17 protein-coding genes and 1 pseudogene are annotated in these 19,959 nt (G+C 66.9%); 11 read left to right on the forward strand and 7 right to left on the reverse strand.

The genetic code is table 11. The annotated features are described in order from the left end of the window. Positions 1-14 precede the first annotated feature (14 nt). Positions 15-239 carry a cysteine-rich CWC family protein gene (locus PI86_RS01450; RefSeq protein WP_039317961.1) on the reverse strand — a complete coding sequence of 75 codons (225 nt, stop codon included), beginning with the start codon at positions 237-239 and terminating at the stop codon, positions 15-17. A gap of 293 nt (positions 240-532) precedes the next feature. Here PI86_RS01450 and argB point away from each other — a divergent pair, with 293 nt between their 5' ends. The 9 genes and pseudogenes from argB (at position 533) to PI86_RS01490 (ending at position 11,057) form a co-directional block, all read left to right on the forward strand. Beyond that, the gene (gene argB / locus PI86_RS01455) at positions 533-1,432 is read left to right on the forward strand and encodes an acetylglutamate kinase (RefSeq protein WP_006490510.1); all 900 of its coding nucleotides are present in this window, start codon (positions 533-535) and stop codon (positions 1,430-1,432) included. Beyond that, positions 1,429-2,220, forward strand: a complete 792-nt coding sequence (locus PI86_RS01460) for a pyrimidine 5'-nucleotidase (RefSeq protein ID WP_039317973.1) — start codon at positions 1,429-1,431, stop codon at positions 2,218-2,220. The genes argB and PI86_RS01460 overlap by 4 nt, the downstream gene beginning before the upstream one ends. Next, positions 2,187-2,849 carry a nucleoid occlusion factor SlmA gene (slmA, locus tag PI86_RS01465; RefSeq protein ID WP_039317976.1) on the forward strand — a complete coding sequence of 221 codons (663 nt, stop codon included), beginning with the start codon at positions 2,187-2,189 and terminating at the stop codon, positions 2,847-2,849. The genes PI86_RS01460 and slmA overlap by 34 nt, the downstream gene beginning before the upstream one ends. Positions 2,850-2,913: 64 nt before the next feature. Then, positions 2,914-3,303, forward strand: a pseudogene (locus tag PI86_RS17575) (ISAs1 family transposase); the annotation flags it as partial. Positions 3,304-3,430: 127 nt separating this feature from the next. Beyond that, positions 3,431-6,481, forward strand: a complete 3,051-nt coding sequence (locus PI86_RS01470) for an autotransporter family protein (RefSeq protein ID WP_235362667.1) — start codon at positions 3,431-3,433, stop codon at positions 6,479-6,481. Between the two features lie 266 nt (positions 6,482-6,747). Beyond that, entirely contained in the window at positions 6,748-7,893 is a 1,146-nt protein-coding gene (gene metX / locus PI86_RS01475) for a homoserine O-succinyltransferase MetX (RefSeq protein ID WP_014895714.1), read from the forward strand. Beyond that, positions 7,890-8,498 (forward strand): methionine biosynthesis protein MetW, encoded by a 609-nt coding sequence (metW, locus tag PI86_RS01480; RefSeq protein WP_014895713.1) that lies wholly within the window; start codon positions 7,890-7,892, stop codon positions 8,496-8,498. The genes metX and metW overlap by 4 nt, the downstream gene beginning before the upstream one ends. Positions 8,499-8,614: 116 nt before the next feature. Next, entirely contained in the window at positions 8,615-10,036 is a 1,422-nt protein-coding gene (locus PI86_RS01485) for an AmpG family muropeptide MFS transporter (protein ID WP_039317979.1), read from the forward strand. Further along, the gene (locus PI86_RS01490; RefSeq protein ID WP_039317982.1) at positions 10,026-11,057 is read left to right on the forward strand and encodes a M48 family metallopeptidase; all 1,032 of its coding nucleotides are present in this window, start codon (positions 10,026-10,028) and stop codon (positions 11,055-11,057) included. The genes PI86_RS01485 and PI86_RS01490 overlap by 11 nt, the downstream gene beginning before the upstream one ends. On the opposite strand, the gene PI86_RS01495 is transcribed toward PI86_RS01490, so the two are convergent. Continuing rightward, entirely contained in the window at positions 11,012-11,992 is a 981-nt protein-coding gene (locus tag PI86_RS01495) for an AraC family transcriptional regulator (protein WP_052319345.1), read from the reverse strand. The genes PI86_RS01490 and PI86_RS01495 overlap by 46 nt on opposite strands. 229 nt (positions 11,993-12,221) lie before the next feature. Here PI86_RS01495 and PI86_RS01500 point away from each other — a divergent pair, with 229 nt between their 5' ends. Beyond that, positions 12,222-13,274, forward strand: a complete 1,053-nt coding sequence (locus PI86_RS01500) for an NAD(P)-dependent alcohol dehydrogenase (RefSeq protein WP_014895709.1) — start codon at positions 12,222-12,224, stop codon at positions 13,272-13,274. A 107-nt stretch (positions 13,275-13,381) separates the two neighbouring features. Here the strand turns inward: PI86_RS01500 and PI86_RS01505 are convergent, their stop codons facing one another. The 5 genes from PI86_RS01505 to gatC all read right to left on the reverse strand — a co-directional run bounded on the left by PI86_RS01505 (position 13,382) and on the right by gatC (position 18,513). After that, positions 13,382-14,155, reverse strand: a complete 774-nt coding sequence (locus tag PI86_RS01505; RefSeq protein ID WP_039317984.1) for an exodeoxyribonuclease III — start codon at positions 14,153-14,155, stop codon at positions 13,382-13,384. 55 nt (positions 14,156-14,210) lie between these two features. Continuing rightward, the gene (locus PI86_RS01510) at positions 14,211-15,050 is read right to left on the reverse strand and encodes a polyphosphate kinase 2 family protein (RefSeq protein WP_039317987.1); all 840 of its coding nucleotides are present in this window, start codon (positions 15,048-15,050) and stop codon (positions 14,211-14,213) included. A 126-nt stretch (positions 15,051-15,176) separates the two neighbouring features. Next, positions 15,177-16,652, reverse strand: coding sequence for an Asp-tRNA(Asn)/Glu-tRNA(Gln) amidotransferase subunit GatB (gatB, locus tag PI86_RS01515; protein ID WP_039317990.1), 1,476 nt, complete (start codon positions 16,650-16,652; stop codon positions 15,177-15,179). 4 nt (positions 16,653-16,656) lie between these two features. Then, positions 16,657-18,147 carry an Asp-tRNA(Asn)/Glu-tRNA(Gln) amidotransferase subunit GatA gene (gatA, locus tag PI86_RS01520; protein WP_039317992.1) on the reverse strand — a complete coding sequence of 497 codons (1,491 nt, stop codon included), beginning with the start codon at positions 18,145-18,147 and terminating at the stop codon, positions 16,657-16,659. A gap of 66 nt (positions 18,148-18,213) precedes the next feature. Then, positions 18,214-18,513, reverse strand: a complete 300-nt coding sequence (gene gatC / locus PI86_RS01525) for an Asp-tRNA(Asn)/Glu-tRNA(Gln) amidotransferase subunit GatC (protein WP_006477478.1) — start codon at positions 18,511-18,513, stop codon at positions 18,214-18,216. A gap of 367 nt (positions 18,514-18,880) precedes the next feature. Between gatC and PI86_RS01530 the strand changes: the two genes are divergently transcribed. Further along, on the forward strand, positions 18,881-19,924 hold the full coding sequence (locus tag PI86_RS01530; protein WP_004189550.1) for a rod shape-determining protein: 1,044 nt from the start codon (positions 18,881-18,883) through the stop codon (positions 19,922-19,924). The last annotated feature ends 35 nt before the right edge of the window (positions 19,925-19,959 follow it).

Here is a 19,959-nt window from a genome sequence, read left to right on the forward strand (position 1 = left end):
ACGGGCCTGCGCCGTCAGCCGGGCGCACCGGCCATGCGCTGCGCGATCTCGTCGGCGAGGCATTCCGGGCACCGGCAGCGCGCGCCGGCTGCCGGCTGCGCGGCGCCGGGCAGGGCCGGCATCGACGCGCACCAGCAGTCGAACGGCTGCGTACGGGCGCCGCAGTCGAAGCTCCGCCCGCAGCACGGACAGCGTGCGCGGCGCGGGGTCGAACGTGCGTCGGCGGCGGAATCGGTCATGGTGGAATCGCGGAAGCGGGCATGAAGTCGCCCCACGCGACAAGCATAGCGCGGCGCACGGATTTTGCACGTCGGCCGTCCGGCCGATGCGTGCCGAAAACACGGCCGCACGCGCGCGCCGCCCACCCCGCCCGGGCCGCCGCCGCGGGGCCCGGCGCCATGGCCGGCGGGCCGCCGCGCGCGGCCCCCGGTCCGCGCCACCGCCTTCCGGCCAGCCCAAAAACCCGATGCTGCGCTGCGCCACTCCTGTACAATTCGCCCTGTTTCAACCGTTCCCAGCCAGAGCCGCCGCCATGTCCGAGCCCATCGACCTCTCGCAGATCGCCCCCACGCTGAAAGCAGAAATCCTCGCCGAAGCGCTGCCGTACATCCGCCGCTACCACGGCAAGACCGTGGTGATCAAATACGGCGGCAACGCGATGACGGAAGAGCGGCTCAAGCAGGGCTTCGCGCGCGACGTGATCCTGCTGAAACTGGTCGGCATCAATCCGGTGATCGTCCACGGCGGTGGCCCGCAGATCGATCACGCGCTGAAGAAGATCGGCAAGGCCGGCACCTTCATCCAGGGCATGCGCGTGACCGACGAAGAAACGATGGAAGTCGTCGAGTGGGTGCTGGGCGGCGAAGTGCAGCAGGACATCGTGATGCTGATCAACCACTTCGGCGGCCACGCGGTGGGCCTGACGGGCAAGGACGGCGGCCTGATCCACGCACGCAAGCTGCTGATGCCGGACCGCGACAACCCGGGCCAGTACATCGACATCGGCCAGGTCGGCGAAGTCGAAGCGATCAACCCGGCGGTCGTGAAGGCGCTGCAGGACGACGCATTCATCCCGGTGATCTCGCCGATCGGCTTCGGCGAAGACGGCCTCTCGTACAACATCAACGCGGATCTGGTCGCGGGCAAGCTCGCCACGGTGCTGAACGCCGAGAAGCTGCTGATGATGACCAACATCCCCGGTGTGATGGACAAGGACGGCAACCTGCTGACCGACCTGTCCGCGCGCGAGATCGACGCGCTGTTCGAGGACGGCACGATCTCGGGCGGCATGCTGCCGAAGATCTCGTCGGCCCTCGACGCGGCGAAGAGCGGCGTGAAGTCGGTGCACATCGTCGACGGCCGGATCGAGCACTCGGTGCTGCTGGAAATCCTGACCGAGCAGCCGTTCGGCACGATGATCCGCTCGCATTGAGCGCGCGCCGCCAGCCAGCCAGCCCCGGCCTGCCGGCGTCGTTGCGACGCCGGCGCATCTCCCGCAGCCGGCCGCGCGCCGGCGCCCCCGTCTGGCTGTTCGATCTCGACAACACGCTTCACCACGCATCGCACGCGATCTTTCCGGAGATCAACCGCGCGATGACGCAGTACATCATCGACGCGCTCCACGTCGAGCGCGCCGAAGCCGACCGGCTGCGCACCGGCTACACGCAGCGCTACGGCGCCGCGCTCCTCGGCCTCACGCGCCATCACCCGATCGACCCGAACGACTTCCTGCGGGTCGTCCACACGTTTTCCGACCTGCCCGCGATGCTGCGCGCCGAGCGCGGTCTCGCGCGCATCATTGCCGCGCTGCCGGGCCGCAAGTTCGTGCTGACCAATGCGCCCGAGAACTATGCGCGCGCGGTGCTGCGCGAGCTGCGCATCGAGCGGCTGTTCGAGCGCGTGATCGCGATCGAGCACATGCGTGACCGGCGCGCGTGGCGCGCGAAGCCGGATCACACGATGCTGCGCCGGACGCTGCGCGCCGCGCACGCGCGGCTCGCCGACGCCATCCTCGTCGAGGATACCCGCAGCCACCTGAAGCGCTACAAGCGCCTCGGCATCGGCACGGTGTGGATCACCGGGCACCTGCCGGGCCATCTGCCGAACATCGGCCGGCCGCACTATGTCGACCAGCGCATTCGTTCGTTAAAATCGCTGCGACTGGGCACACGATCGGGGCGACAGAAATGCAGCCGACTTACCCGCAGGACCAAGCCGTAACGGAAGACCATGCCACGCCGTCCCGCCCGCGCCCGAAGCCGGGCGAGCGGCGCGTGATGATCCTGCAGACGCTCGCCGCGATGCTCGAGGCGCCGAAGCCGGAAAAAATCACGACGGCCGCGCTCGCGGCCCGGCTCGACGTGTCGGAAGCCGCGCTGTACCGGCACTTCGCCAGCAAGGCGAAGATGTACGAAGGGCTGATCGAGTTCATCGAGCAGGCGCTGTTCGGCCTCGTCAACCAGATCGTCGCGAAGGAGCCGAACGGCGTGCTGCAGGCGCGCACGATCGCGCTGACGATGCTCAATTTCGCTGCGAAGAACCCCGGGATGACGCGCGTGCTGACCGGCGAGGCGCTGGTCGGCGAGGACGATCGGCTCACCGAGCGCGTGAACCAGCTGCTCGACCGGATCGAGGCGACCGTCAAGCAATGCCTGCGGGTCGCGCGGACGGAGGCGCAGGCGCCCGATGGCGCGGCGCCGTTCGTGCTGCCGGCCGATTACGATCCCGCCGCGCGCGCGAGCCTGCTCGTCAGCTATGTGATCGGCAGGTGGCATCGGTTCGCGAAGGGCGGGTTCCAGAAGCCGCCGGGCGAGCAGGCCGATACGCATTTGCGGTTGATCCTGCAGTGAACGGCTGCGCGTAACGCGCGTATCAGGCGCGCTCGCGATACGGCCCAGGGCAATCGCACGAAATGTGTCAATCGTTAAAGAAGGCTTCCGTTTGCTTGAAAGCCTGTCCGAAGCAGGATGTAGTGACGATTTTCGCCCTGAGAGAAACCCGTCGACAGTCCGTCTTGCAGCAGGAAGTGAAGCATTCGGAGGTTTGACGGATCCGTGTAGCCGCCCGTCCCCGCATGATTTGCGGGAGATCCCGTTTGTCTCGCTGTGCGCGATTCTGTCGGGGGCCGACAGTTGGGTCGCGATTCAGATCCGGGGCGAGTCGAAGCTCGACTGGTTGCGCCGGTACGTACCGCTGGAGCGCGGGATTCCATCGAACGATACGTTCGGTCGGGTATTCGCGGCACTCGATCCGCTGCAATTCGAAACCTGTTTCGTTCGCTGGATGCGCGGACTCTGTCCGGCGCTGACCAATGAAGTGCGATTACCCTGCGATACGACCTCCGCTGCATCGCAATTCGAACTCGTCCAATTTCACTCGCCTCCTGATCAGGTTAATTTTTACCTCTTCAAACAACGGCGGGAGTCATCAGGTGAAGCGCGAGTTCCAGCATTTGCAGCCGTCCTCCGGCAGACGGCGCGACACGGACGTGCCGCGCCATTCGGTACCGTCCCCGGCGCGCACAACGCAGCTCGCACATGCCGCGCTGCTTGCCGGCGCGATCATGCCGTGGCCGTCGTCGGCGCAGGTCACCGATGGCGGCGCGCAACGCGCGGACGGCGTCACGCTCGAGGTAGCACCCGGCGACTATTCGACGACCGACTACGGCGAGCCGGTGTTTTCCGCTGTCGACGGCGGCGTCTTGACCACCACCGGCAAGACGCGCCTGCTCTCGTCCAGCGCCCATTCGCCCGGCGCGGCGGCCTCCGGCACCGGCTCGCGCCTCGAACTGCGCGACACCGAGATCCGCACCCGCGGCTTCCTCGGCAAAGGCATCGACGTCCGTCTGGGCGGCAGCGCGCTCGCCGAGAACATCTCCATCGATACCGACGGCACTAGCGCGCATGGCGTCTATGTCGACGTCAGCGGCAGTCGCGTCGATCTGGCCGACAGCGCGGTCGTGACACGTGGGAGCGAAGCCCACGGCATCGCCGTGAACTATGCGCCCGGCGCGATCGCGAATGTCGCCGACACGCTGGTCCGCACCGCTGGCGATTTCGCGTACGGCGTGTTCCTCAGCTATGACGACATCCTCGCCACGCTCACGCGCACCGACATCCGGACGATCGGCAGCCACGCATCGGCACTGTTCATGCCAGGGGCATCCACGGCCACGTTCAGCGACGCGCACCTCGAAACCGAAGGCTATGCAGCAGTCGGCGTCGATGCTCGCAAAGGCGCGGTCGAACTCGTGCGCTCGCGCGTGCTCACGCATGGCAACAGCGCACACGGGCTGTATGCGTCAAGAGAGGAATACGCAACCGAGACACCCGTCGTGCGAACGACTGACACGCACGTGACCACGACAGGCGACCGCTCGATCGGCGCGGTCGCGCGGCTCGGCGGCCGCGTCACGATGACGGGCGGCAGCACCGCGACGAGCGGTCAGCGCGCCTACGGGATACTGTCGAGCGGCGCGAGTTCGATCGCATCGATCGAGAACAGCGTCGTCGCGACGAGCGGTCAGTACGCCACCGCGCTCTACGCGGGACCGGGCGGCACGATCGACGCGCGGCGCACGGACATCCTGGCCACCGGCGACCGCGCGGCGGCCGCGGGCGTCTACGGCGGCACGCTGGCGATCGACGGAGGCGCGCTCTTCAGCGAACGGCACACCGCGCTCGAAGCGTCCGACGCGCGCATCTCGCTGCGCGACGGCGCGCGCATCGCAAGCGGCACCGGCACGCTGCTGTCCGTCGATGCACGGTCAGGCGCTCCGGTACGGCTGACGCTCGACACCGGTGCGCAAGCGGCCGGCGACATCGTGAACCGGCCGCCCGACGATGGCGATCCGCCGTCGCCCGCGGTGACCGACGTCGCACTGTCCGGTGCGGCACTGTGGACCGGCGCGACGGGCGCGGTGCGCACGCTGTCGCTCGACACGGACAGCCGATGGACGGTCACCGCGAATTCGACGGTCGGATCCGTCGCGCTGAACGGCTCGACGATCGCGTTCACCGCCCCCGCCGCCGACACGCCACGCACGCTCGTCGTCAAAGGCGACTATGCGGCCAGTGACGGCAAGCTGCTCATCCACACGACGCTGCGCGACGATGCATCGCCCACCGACAAGCTCGTGATCGACGGCGGACATGCGTCGGGCAATACGGGCATTGTCGTGAAGCGCAACGGCGGCGAAGGCGCCCAGACGACTACCGGCATCTCGATCGTCGAAACGCGCAACGGCGGCACGACGGAAACAACGGCGTTCGCGCTCGATGCGTCGTCGGACGGCTACCGGCAAGGCTTTGGCACGCTGTCCGCGGGCGGCTACGATTACATGCTCAAGCGCGGCGGACAGGGTGGCACGGAACAAGACTGGTATCTCGTGTCCGCGGCGAAACCCGTGCCGCCCCCCGAGCCGCTTCCCGTGCCGCCGATCCCCCCGCAGCCCGGCGGCGGCAGCGAAGGCGACGAATCGCCCATCGAAAAGGAAACGGTACCGCCGCTCCGCACCGTCGCGCCGGAACCGGACGCCTATCTGGCGAACGCCGACGCGGCGGCCATGATGGCGATTCACACACTGCGACAGCGCGAAGACGGTTCGCTACGCGCCGCAGGTGCGGCCCCGAGTCCGCTCGATGGCGCAGCCTGGCTGCGCGTCGAAGGCAAGTTCACGTCGATGTCCGGCGGTACACGCAGTGTGTCGGGCAACGGCCGCCTGATCCATGCGGGTGCGGATCTGCTCCGTTTCGACGACGGCCGCGGCGGCCACTTCCGCGTCGGCGCGATGGGCATGTATGGCAGTGACACGAGCTGGTCGACACGCCCGCTGTGGAATGCGATCGAAGGCCGCGTCACGAACGCCACCGCGCGCGGCAGCGTGGCCGGCTACAACGTCGGCGTGTACGGCACGTGGTACGGCAGCCGCGACACGCTGTCGAGCCCGTATGTCGACGCGTGGATCATGTACGGCGCCTACGCGAACAGCGTCGGCGGCAGCCTCGCGGGCGATTCGTACCGGTCGCGCACCGTCACGGGCTCGCTCGAGGCCGGCTATTCATTCCGGCTCCACGAGCGGGGCGACACGCGCTTCTACGTCGAACCCGAGGCGCAGCTTGTCGTATCCGACTATCGCGCGGACGCGCACGGCACCGCCGGCGGCCGTCTCGACGGCCAGGGCGCCACCAACGTGCTCACCCGCCTGGGCGTACGCGTGCACGGCGTCACCACAATGTCGCACGGACGCGAACTTCGACCGTTCATCGAAGCGAACTGGTGGCACGGCCCCGGCTCGCGCTCGCTGACGCTCGACCACAACGCCTTCTCGTTCAGCGTGCCGCGCGACCGGGCTGCCGTCCGGATCGGTGCGACCGGCCAGGTGAGCCGGCAATTCTCGGTGTCCGCCAGCCTGGGCGTGGAGGGCAACCTGTCCGACTACTCGGTGGTCAAGGGGCAGCTCGCGGCGAAATACCGCTGGTGACGTGGCCGGTGGCGCGCGCCCGCAGAAATCCGCCTCGGGAGGATTTCCGCTATACTCTTCCGACCTGCCGCCTCCTTGGCGGCAGGTCGGAAGCGCGCCGATTTGCTGACTCGATTGCGGGCGCGCGAACCGGCCGGGGCTTGATGCGTCGATGCATCGTTCCCCGGCGGTTCACTATAAATGCGGCTAAAGAGGTCGTCAGCCGCGCATCTCCGACTCCGCGCATCGCCGACACCATTTAGCCGCCCAGTCATAAGGCGGAACGAATGGAATCGATCGGCATCGTCGCTCCACAGACCATGCACTTCGCCGAACCGCTGCGCTTGCAAAGCGGCAGCGTGATCGGCAACTATCAGCTCGTCGTCGAGACGTATGGCGAGCTCAACGCCGCGCGTTCGAACGCGGTGCTCGTCTGCCACGCGCTCAACGCGTCGCACCACGTCGCCGGCGTCTACGCGGACGATCCGCGCAGCACCGGCTGGTGGGACAACATGGTCGGCCCGGGCAAGCCGCTCGACACCAACCGCTTCTTCGTGATCGGCGTGAACAACCTCGGCTCGTGCTTCGGCTCGACCGGCCCGATGAGCATCGATCCGTCGACCGGCAAGCCGTACGGCGCGCGCTTCCCGGTCGTCACCGTCGAAGACTGGGTGCACGCGCAGGCGCGCGTCGCCGACGCGTTCGGCATCGAGCGCTTCGCCGCCGTGATGGGCGGCAGCCTCGGCGGGATGCAGGCGCTCGCATGGAGCCTGATGTATCCGGAGCGCGTCGCGCACTGCATCGACATCGCGTCGACGCCGAAGCTGTCCGCGCAGAACATCGCGTTCAACGAGGTCGCGCGATCGGCGATCCTGTCCGATCCCGACTTCCACGGCGGCGATTACTACGCGCACGGCGTGAAGCCGAAGCGCGGCCTGCGCGTCGCGCGGATGATCGGCCACATCACGTACCTGTCCGACGACGACATGGCCGAGAAATTCGGCCGTGCGCTGCGCCGCGCGGACGGCGCGCTCGACGCGTACAACTTCAGCTTCGACGTCGAATTCGAGGTCGAGTCGTACCTGCGCTACCAGGGCGACAAGTTCGCCGACTACTTCGACGCGAACACGTACCTGCTGATCACGCGCGCGCTCGACTACTTCGACCCGGCGAAGGCGTTCGACGGCAACCTGACGGCCGCGCTCGCGCACACGCAGGCGAAATACCTGATCGCGAGCTTCTCGACCGACTGGCGCTTCGCGCCGGCACGCTCGCGCGAGATCGTGAAGGCGCTGCTCGACAACAAGCGCACGGTCAGCTACGCGGAAATCGATGCGCCGCACGGCCACGACGCGTTCCTGCTCGACGACGCGCGCTATCACAACCTGCTGCGCGCGTATTACGAACGAATCGCCAACGAGGTGGGCGTATGAACCAGCAAGCGCTGAATTCCCTGTCCGCGCGCGCGGACTTCCGCACGATCGCACGCTGGGTCGAGCCGCGCTCGACCGTGCTCGACCTCGGCTGCGGCGACGGCTCGCTGCTCGCGCTGCTGATGGAAGAGCTGGACGTCACCGGTTACGGCATCGAACTGCACGACGCGGGCGTGCTCGCGAGCGCGAAGAACGGCATCAACGTGATCCAGCAGAATCTCGAGGACGGCCTGCGACTGTTCGAAGACCACAGCTTCGACATCGCGATCCTGTCGCAAACCTTGCAGACGATCCACCAGACGGCCGCGATCCTGCGCGAAACGGCGCGCGTCGGCCGCGAGTGCATCGTGTCGTTCCCGAACTTCGGCTATTGGTCGCACCGGCTGTCGGTGCTGCAAGGCCGGATGCCCGTGTCGAAATCGCTGCCGTACCAGTGGCACAACACGCCGAACGTGCGGGTGCTGACGATCAAGGATTTCGAGGCGCTCGCGCCCGAAGTCGGCGTCACGATCCTCGACCGCGTCGTGCTGCATGAAGGCCAGCCGATTCGATGGGGTGCGAACTGGCGTGGTAGTCTTGCTGTCTACCGCGTCAAGCGCAGCTGAGCCGCGGGGCCGTTGACGGATGATCCGGCCCGCACATGTGTGCGGCCGCCCCTCCTGCGCCGTCCGCGCCGCCTGCGCTGCCGCCGCAATCAGTCAACGCTACCCGGTTCCTGTCCATGTCCAAAACGCCACACGAGGCGCCCGCACTCACCGCTCACGAGGATCACCCCGGCTGGCGCGCCTATCTGAACACGCACATGCTGATCTGCGTGTTCCTCGGCTTCACGTCGGGGCTGCCGCTGTTCACGCTCGTCTACCTCGTGCAGGCATGGCTGCGCTCCGAGGGCGTGAACCTGAAGGAAATCGGCCTGTTCGCGCTGATCCAGTTCCCGTATACGTGGAAGTTCCTGTGGGCGCCGCTGATGGATCGCTACATCCCGCGCCTGCCCGGCTGGCGGCCGGGCCGCCGGCGCGGCTGGATGCTGCTCACGCAGGTGCTGGTCGCCGGCGCGATCGCCGCGCTCGGCTTCGTGTCGCCGCGCGATTCGATCTGGACGGTCGCCGCGCTCACGACGCTCGTCGCGTTCTTCGGCGCCAGCTCCGACATCGTGATCGACGCGTATCGCCGCGAGCTGCTGCGCGACACCGAGCAGGGCCTCGGCAACGCGGTGCACGTGAACGCGTACAAGCTCGCCGCGCTGATTCCCGGCTCGCTGGCGCTGATCCTGTCCGACCACATGCCGTGGGACGCCGTGTTCGCGCTCACCGGCGCGTTCATGCTGCCGGGCATCCTGATGACGCTGCTCGTGCGCGAGCCCGAAGTGGTCGGCACACCGCCGCGCAACCTGCGCGACGCGATCGTGCTGCCGTTCCGCGAATTCATCCAGCGCGACGGCTGGGCCGGCGCGCTGCTCGTCATCGCGTTCATCTTCCTGTTCAAGATCGGCGACACGATGGCGACCACGCTGTCGACGTCGTTCTTCCTCGACATCGGCTTCACGCGCACCGAGATCGGCATCGTCGCGAAAACCACCGCGCTCGTCGCGAGCGTCGCCGGCGGCATCATCGGCGGCGTCTGGCTCGTGAAGATCGGCATCGGCCGCGGGCTGTGGATCTTCGGCGCGCTGCAGATGGTGTCGACGCTCGGCTTCGCGTGGCTCGCGCAACTCGGCCCCGGCTCGCCGGTGCTCGCCGTGCTCTACGACTTCACGGTATCGACCAGCCACGCGATCGCGGCGGGGCTGTCGGTGTTCGGCATCGCCGTCACGCCGCAATTCAGCCCGATGACGGTCGCGCTCGCGATCGTCTACGGCGTCGAAACCTTCACGACCGGCCTGACGATGGCCGCTTTCGTCGCGTATATCGCGAGCACGACCGACCCGCGCTACACCGCCACGCAGTTCGCGCTGTTCACGAGCCTCGCCTCGGTGCCGCGCACACTCGCGTCGGCCGCGAGCGGCTTCATCGTCGCGAAGATCGGCTGGTTCGACTACTTCATCGTGTGCACCGCGCTCGCGATCCCCGGCATGCTGCTGCTGTTCAAGATCGCGCCGTGGAACGGTACCGCGCGCAACGGCGAGGCCAGCCGTGCGCAATGATCGACTGCATCGCCTGGCACGCGTCGCCGTGTCGCTGAGCGTCGGCATCGCGACGCTCACGGCGACCGGTGCGCACGCGGCCGACGCGAGCGCGACCGCGCCCGCCACCGCGCCGGCTGCGCCGTCGACGGCGGCGGCCCCCGTTCCGCCTTCCGCCGCCGAAGCCGCGCAGCCAACCGGTGCGGCCGTGCCCGCGAAAGCCTATACGCCGACACCGCAACAGGTCCGCTACGGCAACGCGATCGCGTTCCGCACGCTGATCCCGTCGCCGCTGCTCGAACAGCTCACCGCGAGCGAATACGCGCAGATCGTGCAGGCGGCCGCGGACAGCGACCGCCTGCTGCCCGCGAACCAGCCGCGCGTGAAGCGCCTGCGCGCGATCGTCATGAAGCTCGCACCGTATTCGGTGAAATGGAACGATCGCGTGAAGAACTGGACGTGGGAGGTCAACGCGATCCGCTCGCGCGACATCCGCATCACCTGCCTGCCGGGCGGCAAGGTGCTCGTGTACGGCGGGATGCTCGATCGCATCCGCCTGAACGACGATGAATTCGGCGTGCTGCTCGCGCACGGCATCGCGCATGCGCTGCGCGAACACGCGCGCAGCAATTTCAGCGTGACGTCGCAAACCTCGCTACGCGCGGCCGCGCTGCCGCCGCTGTTCGGCGTCGGCGATCCGCTGCCGCAGGCGCTGAACCTCGGCGCGCGCCTGCAGACGCTGCGCTTCGACCCGACCGACGAGACCGAAGCCGATGTGATCGGCGGCGACATCGCCGCACGCGCGGGCTTCGATCCGCGCGCGGCGATCACGCTGTGGGACAAGCTCGCGGCGGCGACGCGCGCGAACAAGACGACGGGCTTCATCTACATGCACCCGTACAGCGCGACGCGGCGGCAGGATCTGCTGAACCGCCTGCCGGACCTGATGCCGCTGTACGCGAAGGCGACGGCCAAGCGCATCGACACGCTGCCCGACTACGCAGGCATCAGCGCGCAGCGGCGCAAGGTCGTGCGGCGCTGAGCGCCGCAGTCGACCGGCCGGCCTCCGCTTTCGCGCATCGCGCGCACCTCGTCTCCGGGGCTGCGGCCGAACAGCCGCTTGAACTCGCGGCTGAATTGCGACGCGCTCGCGTAGCCGACCCGCGCGGCAGCAGCGCCCGCCCCCACGCCGTCCTGCATCATCATCAACCGCGCCTGGTGCAGGCGCGCGGCCTTCACATACTGCATCGGCGACGTCGCCGTCACGTGCTTGAACTGTGCGTGGAACACCGCGAGACTCATGCCGGCCTCGCGCGCGAGCGTCTCGACGTCGAGATCGGCCTTCAAATCCGCATGAATACGCCGCAGTGCCTTCGCGATGCGACCGAAATGATGCTGCTGGACGAGCGCCGCGCGAATCGCGTCGCCTTGCGCACCCGTCAGCACGCGGTACGCGATCTCGCGCATGATCGCCGGCCCGAGCACGCAGGTGTCGTGCGGCGACGCGAGCGCTTCGAGCAACCGCACCACCGCGTCGGCGAGCGGCGCATCGAGCGGCGTCGAATAGACGCCGTGCGGCTCGCTGATCGCAGCACCCAGCGTTTCGTCGAGCAGGATCGCGAGCTCGGCGATCACCGCAAGATCGACGCGGATCGAAATCGCGAGAAACGGCTCGTCCATGCTCGCGAAGGTCTCGCATTCGAACGGCAGCGGCACCGACAGCACGAGATATTGCTGCGCGTCGTAGACGAACGAGCGATCGCCGAGATAGCCGAGCTTGCGGCCCTGGCACACGACGATGATGCTCGGCTCGTACAGCACCGGCATGCGCGGTACGGGGCGGCTCACGCGGATGAAGCGCACGCCGTCGAGTGCCGCCAGCGTATCGCCCTCGTTCGGCGCGAGGCGCAAATGCAGCTCGATCATGCGGCGCCGCACCCGGTCGCCCGAGTCGTCAAAAAGGGGCCGGAAGCTCATCGGCGTCGTCCTGTACGGCAAGAGAATCTGGCTCGCAATGTAGCACCTTGAAAGCGTTTTGACGGCCGTTCGCGCGCAATTCGAGAGGAATAGGCAAATCTTCGAGACCTTCGTGTATTTCGCCGACGCGGCGCGCTCCTTACGATGGGCACCTGCCTCGCCGCGTCGCCACATGATGCGGCGGCAGTCTGTTTCGCCGGAAGTTTTCCCGGACAAGGAGCCCCCCTGCATGAGCACAACCTACGCTTACGCGGCGACCGACGCGCAGTCGCCGCTCGCCCCGTTCGAATTCCAGCGCCGCGCGCTGCGCGACCTCGACGTCCAGATCGAGGTGCTCTACTGCGGCGTCTGCCACTCGGACCTGCACCAGGCCCGCAACGAATGGCGCAACACGATCTATCCGGTCGTGCCGGGCCATGAAATCGTCGGCCGCGTGACCGCGACCGGCCCGCAGGTGTCGCGCTTCAAGGTCGGCGAGCTGGTCGGCGTCGGCTGTCTCGTCGATTCATGCCGCACCTGCCCGAGCTGCGCGGAAGGCCTCGAGCAATATTGCGAGAACGGCTTCGTCGGCACCTACAACGGCCAGGACCGCGTGAGCGGCGACGTCACGTACGGCGGCTATTCGACGCAGCTCGTGGTCGACGAGGCATTCGTGCTGCGCGTGCCCGAGACGCTCGACCCGGCCGGTGCCGCGCCGCTGCTGTGCGCGGGGATCACGACCTATTCGCCGCTGCGCCAGTGGAACGTCGGCCCCGGCAAGAAGGTTGGGATCGTCGGCCTCGGCGGGCTCGGCCACATGGGCGTGAAGCTCGCGCGCGCGATGGGCGCGCACGTCGTGCTGTTCACGACGTCGCCGTCGAAGATCGAGGATGGCAAGCGCGTCGGCGCGCATGAGGTGGTGATCTCGAAGGACGACGCGCAGATGAACGCGCACCTGAACAGCTTCGACTTCATCCTGAACACGGTCGCCGCGCCGCACGACCTGAATCCGTTCCTGCACCTGCTGAAACGCGACGGCACGATGACGCTCGTCGGCGCGCCGGAGCACGACCATCCGTCGCCGCAGGTGTTCAACCTGATCTTCAAGCGCCGCCGCCTCGCGGGCTCGCTGATCGGCGGGATCGCGGAGACGCAGGAAATGCTCGACTTCTGCGCGGAGCATGGCATCACGTCGGATATCGAAACGATTCCGATGCAGCAGATCAATGCCGCTTACGAGCGGATGCTGAAGAGCGACGTGAAGTACCGGTTCGTGATCGACATGGCGTCGCTCAAGCAGTAAGCGGCGCGCCAAGCGAAACGGGCCGCATGTCTGACATGCGGCCCGTTCTGCATCCGGCGACCGGCAGGTTCGACTGCGGTGCGCACCACGTCGCATCGCGTCGACGATTACTTCTTGTAGTCGTAATCCACCGTCAGCGGCGCGTGATCGCTGAACTTGATGTCCTTGAAGATCGACGTGCTTTTCGCGGTGCCGGCCACACCCGGCGTCGCGATCTGGTAATCGATCCGCCACCCGACGTTCTTCGCGTACGCCTGGCCGCGGTTGCTCCACCACGTGTACTGCTCGGCGCGCGGATCGAGCGTGCGGAACACGTCGACATAGCCGATGTCGTCGAACAGCTGCGTGAGCCACGCGCGCTCTTCCGGCAGGCAGCCCGAGTTCTTCTGGTTGCTCTTCCAGTTCTTGATGTCGATTTCCTTGTGGACGATGTTCACGTCGCCACACAGGATCACCTCGCGCTTCTTCTTCAGCTCGGCGAGATGCGGCATGAACTCGTCCATGAAGCGGTACTTCGCTTGCTGGCGCTCTTCCCCGCTCGAGCCGGACGGCACGTACACCGACACGACCGACAGCTTGCCGTAGCGCGCCTCGACATAGCGCCCCTCGGAATCGAACTCGCTGCTGCCGAAGCCGATGATCACGTCATCCGGCTCGTGGCGGCTGTACACGCCCGCGCCGCTGTAGCCCTTCTTCTCGGCGTGGTGGAAATAGCTCCTGAAGCCGTGCGGCTCGATGAATTCGGCCGGCAGGTCGTCGGCCGAGACCTTGATTTCCTGCACGCACACGCAGTCGGCATTCTGTTCGCCGAGCCATTCGAAGAAGCCCTTCTTCGCGGCGGAGCGGATGCCGTTCAGGTTGGCGGTAATCACTCGCATCATGTCGGATTCCGTTGTTCAGTTCAGTTCGGTTCGATGTGTTTGGCAGGATCGCAGCCTAGCGGATCTTCACGCCTTCGAGTTCCGGCTTCGGCGGCGGGAACTCGAGCTTCATGCCGGTCATCGTGCGCAGCAGCAGCTCGGCGATCATCACGTTGCGGTGCGTCTTCGAGTTCGCCGGGATCACGTACCACGGCGCATGCTCGGCCGACGTCGCGGCGAGCGCATCGCGGTAGGCCGACTGGTACGCATCCCAGTGCTTGCGCGCGTCGAGATCGGAGATGTCGAACTTCCAGTGCTTGGTCGGATCGTCGATGCGCGCCTGCAGCCGCTCGCGCTGCTCGTCCTTCGAGATGTGCAGGAAGCACTTGACGATCGTCGTGCCGTTCTCGGCGAGCATCGTCTCGAAATCACAGATCTGCCGGTAGCGGCGTTCGCATTCCTTGTCGCTGATGACCTCGAGCACGCGCGGCACGAGCACGTCCTCGTAGTGGCTGCGGTTGAAGATCGCGAGTTCGCCGGCAGCCGGCACCTGCGCGTGCACGCGCCACAGGAAGTCGTGCGCGGCCTCGATCGGCGTGGGCGCCTTGAACGGCACGATGCGCAGGCCGAGCGGATCGACGTCGCGGAACACCGCACGCACGGTGCCGTCCTTGCCGCTGGTGTCCATCCCCTGCAGCACGAGCAGCACGCGCTTCTTCTGCTGCGTGTGCAGGCGCTCCTGCTGCACGTCGAGCTCCGTCGACACGGCCGTCAGCCGTTCGCGGTCGGCGTCCTTCGACCCCGACGAAAACGGCTTCGCGGCCGGATCGAACGCATCGAGCTTGAATGCGGCAGCTTCCTTCTCGCGCGTGCTGTACGGCACGCGGAAATCGTCGAGCGACGGTTGTTTCGCCATTCGTTCCTCCGTTGGGCGGTGCAATGCACACGCGCACACGATAACGCATGCACCAAAGCGACGGGCCGCCCCGAACGAATTCGGCGGCGGCCCGTCGTCAGGCGCGGTTCAGGCGCGCGGCCATGTTCAGCCGAGTTTCTTCTTCAGCAGTTCGTTCACCTGCTGCGGATTGGCCTTGCCCTTGGTCGCCTTCATTGCCTGGCCGATCAGCGCGTTGAACGCCTTTTCCTTGCCCGCGCGGAATTCCTCGACCGACTTCGCGTTCGCCGCGAGCACTTCGTCGATGATCGCTTCCAGCGCGCCGGTGTCGGAGATCTGCTTCAGGCCCTTCGCGTCGATGATGCGGTCGGCCGCTGCGTCGTCGGTCGCCTTCTCGTCCCAGATCGTCGCGAAAATTTCCTTCGCGATCTTGTTCGAGATCGTGCCGTCGGCGATGCGCTGCAGCACCAGCGCAAGCTGCGCGGCCGACACGGGGATCGCGTCGATCTCGATGCCGTCGCGGTTCAGCTGCGACGACACGTCGCCCATCAGCCAGTTCGCGGCGATCTTCGCGTTCGCCGCGCCGGCCTTCGCGACCACGGCCTCGAAGTATGCGGCCATCGCCTTGCTCGACGTCAGCACACCCGCGTCGTACGCGGACACGCCGTACTGCTCGGCAAAGCGCTGCTGCATTGCGGCCGGCAGCTCGGGCATTCCGGCCTGCACGCGCTCGACCCAGTCCTGGCCGATCACGAGCGGCATCAGGTCGGGGTCGGGGAAGTAGCGGTAGTCGTGCGCGTCTTCCTTGCTGCGCATCGAACGCGTCTCGCGCTTGTCCGGATCGTAGAGGCGCGTTTCCTGCACGACTTCGCCGCCGTCCTCGATCAGCTCGATCTGACGACGCACTTCGTAGTTGATCGCTTCCTCGAGGAACCGGAACGAGTTCAGGTTCTTGATCTCGGCGCGCGTGCCGAACTTTTCCTGGCCGACCGGGCGCACCGACACGTTCGCGTCGCAGCGGAACGAGCCTTCCTGCATGTTGCCGTCGCAGATGCCGAGCCACACGACGAGCCCGTGCAGCGCCTTCGCATAGGCCACGGCCTCGGCCGCGCTGCGCATTTCCGGCTCGGTGACGATCTCGAGCAGCGGCGTGCCCGCGCGGTTCAGGTCGATCCCCGTCATCCCGGCGAAGTCTTCATGCAGCGACTTGCCCGCATCTTCCTCGAGGTGCGCACGGGTCAGGTTGACGGTCTTCTCGTACGCTTCCTTGCCGGCCTTTTCGTTGGCGGGCACCTGGATCGTGATCTGGCCGCCCTGCACGACCGGAATCTCGTACTGGCTGATCTGATAACCCTTCGGCAGATCGGGGTAGAAATAATTCTTGCGCGCGAAGATGCTGCGCGGCGCGATGGTCGAGCCGATCGCGAGGCCGAAGCGGATCGCACGCTCGACCGCGCCGCGGTTCAGCACCGGCAGCACGCCCGGCAGCGCCAGGTCGACCGGGCAGGCCTGTGTGTTCGGCTCGGCGCCGAACTGCGTCGACGCGCCGGAGAAAATCTTCGAGACGGTCGACAGTTGCGCGTGCGTCTCGAGACCGATGACGACTTCCCACTGAGTAGCCATATGCTTACACCCCCGCCGGAACTTGCTTGTGCCAGTCGGTCGCGCGCTGGAACGCGTCGGCGACCTGCAGCATCCGGGCTTCGTTGAAATAGTTGCCGATGATCTGCAGACCGACCGGGCGCTTCGCGTTCGCGCCGGCGCCGAAGCCGCACGGCACGCTCATGCCGGGCAGGCCGGCAAGGCTCACCGACAGCGTGTAGATATCCGCGAGATACATCTGTACCGGATCGTCGCCCTTCGCGCCGAGATCCCATGCGACCGTCGGCGACGCCGGGCCCATGATCACGTCGCAGGAGTTGAACGCTTCCTGGAAATCCTGCGCGATGATGCGGCGGATCTTCTGCGCCTGCAGGTAGTACGCGTCGTAGTAACCGTGCGACAGCACGTACGCGCCGACCAGGATCCGGCGCTTCACCTCGGGGCCGAAGCCCTCGGCGCGCGACTTCTTGTACATGTCGAGCAGGTCGCCGTACTGCGCGGCGCGATGGCCGAAGCGAACGCCATCGAAACGCGACAGGTTCGACGAGGCCTCGGCCGGTGCGATCACGTAGTACACGGGGATCGACAGTTCCGTCTTCGGCAGCGACACGGGCACGAGCGTCGCGCCGAGCGCTTCATACTGCTTGAGTGCCGCGTCGATCGACGCGCGCACGTCGTCGGCGAGGCCTTCGCCAAAATATTCGTTCGGCAGGCCGATGCGCAGCCCCGCGAGCGGCTTGCCCGCATCATTGCCGGCCACCCACGGCTGGCCGAGGTGGCGCGTGAAGTCTTCGTCGTCGCGCTCGAGGCTCGTCGAATCGCGCTCGTCGAAGCCCGCCATCGCGTTCAGCAGCAGCGCGCAGTCGGACGCGCTCTGCGCCATCGGGCCGCCCTGGTCGAGCGACGATGCGAACGCGATCATCCCGTAGCGCGACACGCAGCCGTAGGTCGGCTTGATGCCCGTCACGCCGGCGAACGACGCGGGCTGGCGGATCGAGCCACCGGTGTCGGTACCGGTCGCGGCCGGCGCAAGGCGCGCGGCGACGGCGGCCGAGCTGCCGCCCGAGCTGCCGCCCGGCACCGCATTGGTGTCCCACGGGTTCTTCACTGCGCCGAACGCGGAGTTCTCGTTCGACGAGCCCATCGCGAACTCGTCCATGTTGGTCTTGCCGAGCGTGACCATGCCGGCCGCCTGCAGGCGGGCGACGACGGTCGCATCGAACGGGCTCTCGTAGTTCGCGAGCATCTTCGAGCCGGCGGTCGAGCGCCAGCCGCGCGTGACGAACACGTCCTTGTGCGCGATCGGCAGGCCGGTCAGCGCGCCGCCCGCGCCGCGCGCGAGTTCGGCGTCGGCGGCCTTCGCCTGCGCAAGGGTCAGATCGGTGTCGACGTGGACGAACGCGTTCAGGTCGCGAGCCGCGTCGATCCGTTTCAGGTAGAGCTGCGCGAGCTCGACGGCCGAGCATTCCTTGGCGGCGAGCGCGGCGCGCAGTTCGGTCAGGCTTTTTGCGTGCATTGAGTGGTTTTCCTGGGAATTCTGGGTGGCGCGCGGCGCGGCGCCGGCGCGCTTGTCATCGAATGCTTACTCGATCACCTTCGGCACGAGATAGAGGCCGTCCTGGACGGCCGGCGCCGGACGCTGGTTGTCGTCGCGATTGACGACTTCCGTCACGGCGTCGTCGCGCAGGCGCTGCGCGACTTCCTGGATCTGTTCGATCGGGTGGGCGAGCGGCGCGATGCCGGCGGTGTCGACCGCCTGCATCTGCTCGACGAGCCCGAAGAATTCGTTGAGCTGGCCGAGCATATGCTCGGCGTCGGCGTCGGCCATTTCGAGTCGCGCCAGGTGCGCGATGCGTTTCACATCGGTCAGGGTCAGGGCCATGCGATCACCGGAAAAACAAGGCTGCGCAGCACATCAAAAGCAGCGCTGCGGCGGGGGGTTGGAGGGTACGATCCCACCCTCAAAAATCGGGGCCGAAGCGGCAAAAATACCGCCCGTTTCGATTCAAATACCGTGAAATTATAAGGTATCATTACGCGTTCGACCCAAACCCGGCAGCCTTTTCCCGCACCGTTTCGCCCCGCTTCGGCAAGCCGTGCGTGCTTCGTGCGATCCCCGGTAGACATCACTCGCAGCTTCGTGCGCCGCGGCGGCCGCTTCCGCCACGCTTCCCGAGGCTGTTATTTTTTCCGCTGCCGCCCTCAGCGCTCGCTATGCAGGGCCGGCCCAGAGCGAAACAGGATTCTGAATGTTCGGTTTTTTGCGCAGCTACTTCTCCAACGATCTGGCGATCGACCTCGGCACCGCAAACACCCTGATCTACATGCGCGGCAAAGGCATCGTGCTCGATGAGCCGTCGGTCGTATCGATTCGCCAGGAAGGCGGTCCCAACGGCAAGAAAACGATCCAGGCGGTCGGCAAGGAAGCCAAGCAGATGCTCGGCAAGGTGCCGGGCAACATCGAGGCGATCCGCCCGATGAAGGACGGCGTGATCGCCGACTTCACCGTCACCGAGCAGATGATCAAGCAGTTCATCAAGACGGCGCACGAGTCGCGCATGTTCTCGCCGTCGCCGCGCATCATCATCTGCGTGCCGTGCGGCTCGACCCAGGTCGAGCGCCGCGCGATCAAGGAAGCGGCGCACGGCGCCGGCGCGTCGCAGGTCTACCTGATCGAGGAGCCGATGGCGGCCGCGATCGGCGCGGGCCTGCCGGTGTCGGAAGCGACCGGCTCGATGGTCGTCGACATCGGCGGCGGCACGACGGAAGTCGGCGTGATCTCGCTCGGCGGCATCGTGTACAAGGGCTCGGTGCGCGTCGGCGGCGACAAGTTCGACGAAGCGATCGTCAACTACATCCGCCGCAACTACGGGATGTTGATCGGCGAACAAACCGCCGAGGCGATCAAGAAGGAAATCGGCTCCGCGTTCCCGGGTTCCGAAGTCAAGGAAATGGAAGTGAAGGGCCGCAACCTGTCGGAAGGCATTCCGCGCAGCTTCACGATCTCCAGCAACGAAATCCTCGAAGCGCTGACCGATCCGCTGAACCAGATCGTGTCGTCGGTGAAGATCGCCCTCGAGCAGACGCCGCCGGAACTCGGCGCCGACATCGCCGAGCGCGGGATGATGCTGACGGGCGGCGGCGCACTGCTGCGCGACCTCGATCGCCTGCTCGCAGAAGAAACCGGCCTGCCGGTGCTCGTCGCCGAAGATCCGCTCACCTGCGTCGTGCGCGGCTCGGGCATGGCGCTCGAGCGCATGGACAAGCTGGGCAGCATCTTCTCGTACGAGTGATCGTCTAGGCAGTTTCTTGACATGACGCACCCGCG

The organism is Burkholderia sp. A9 (assembly GCF_000801975.1).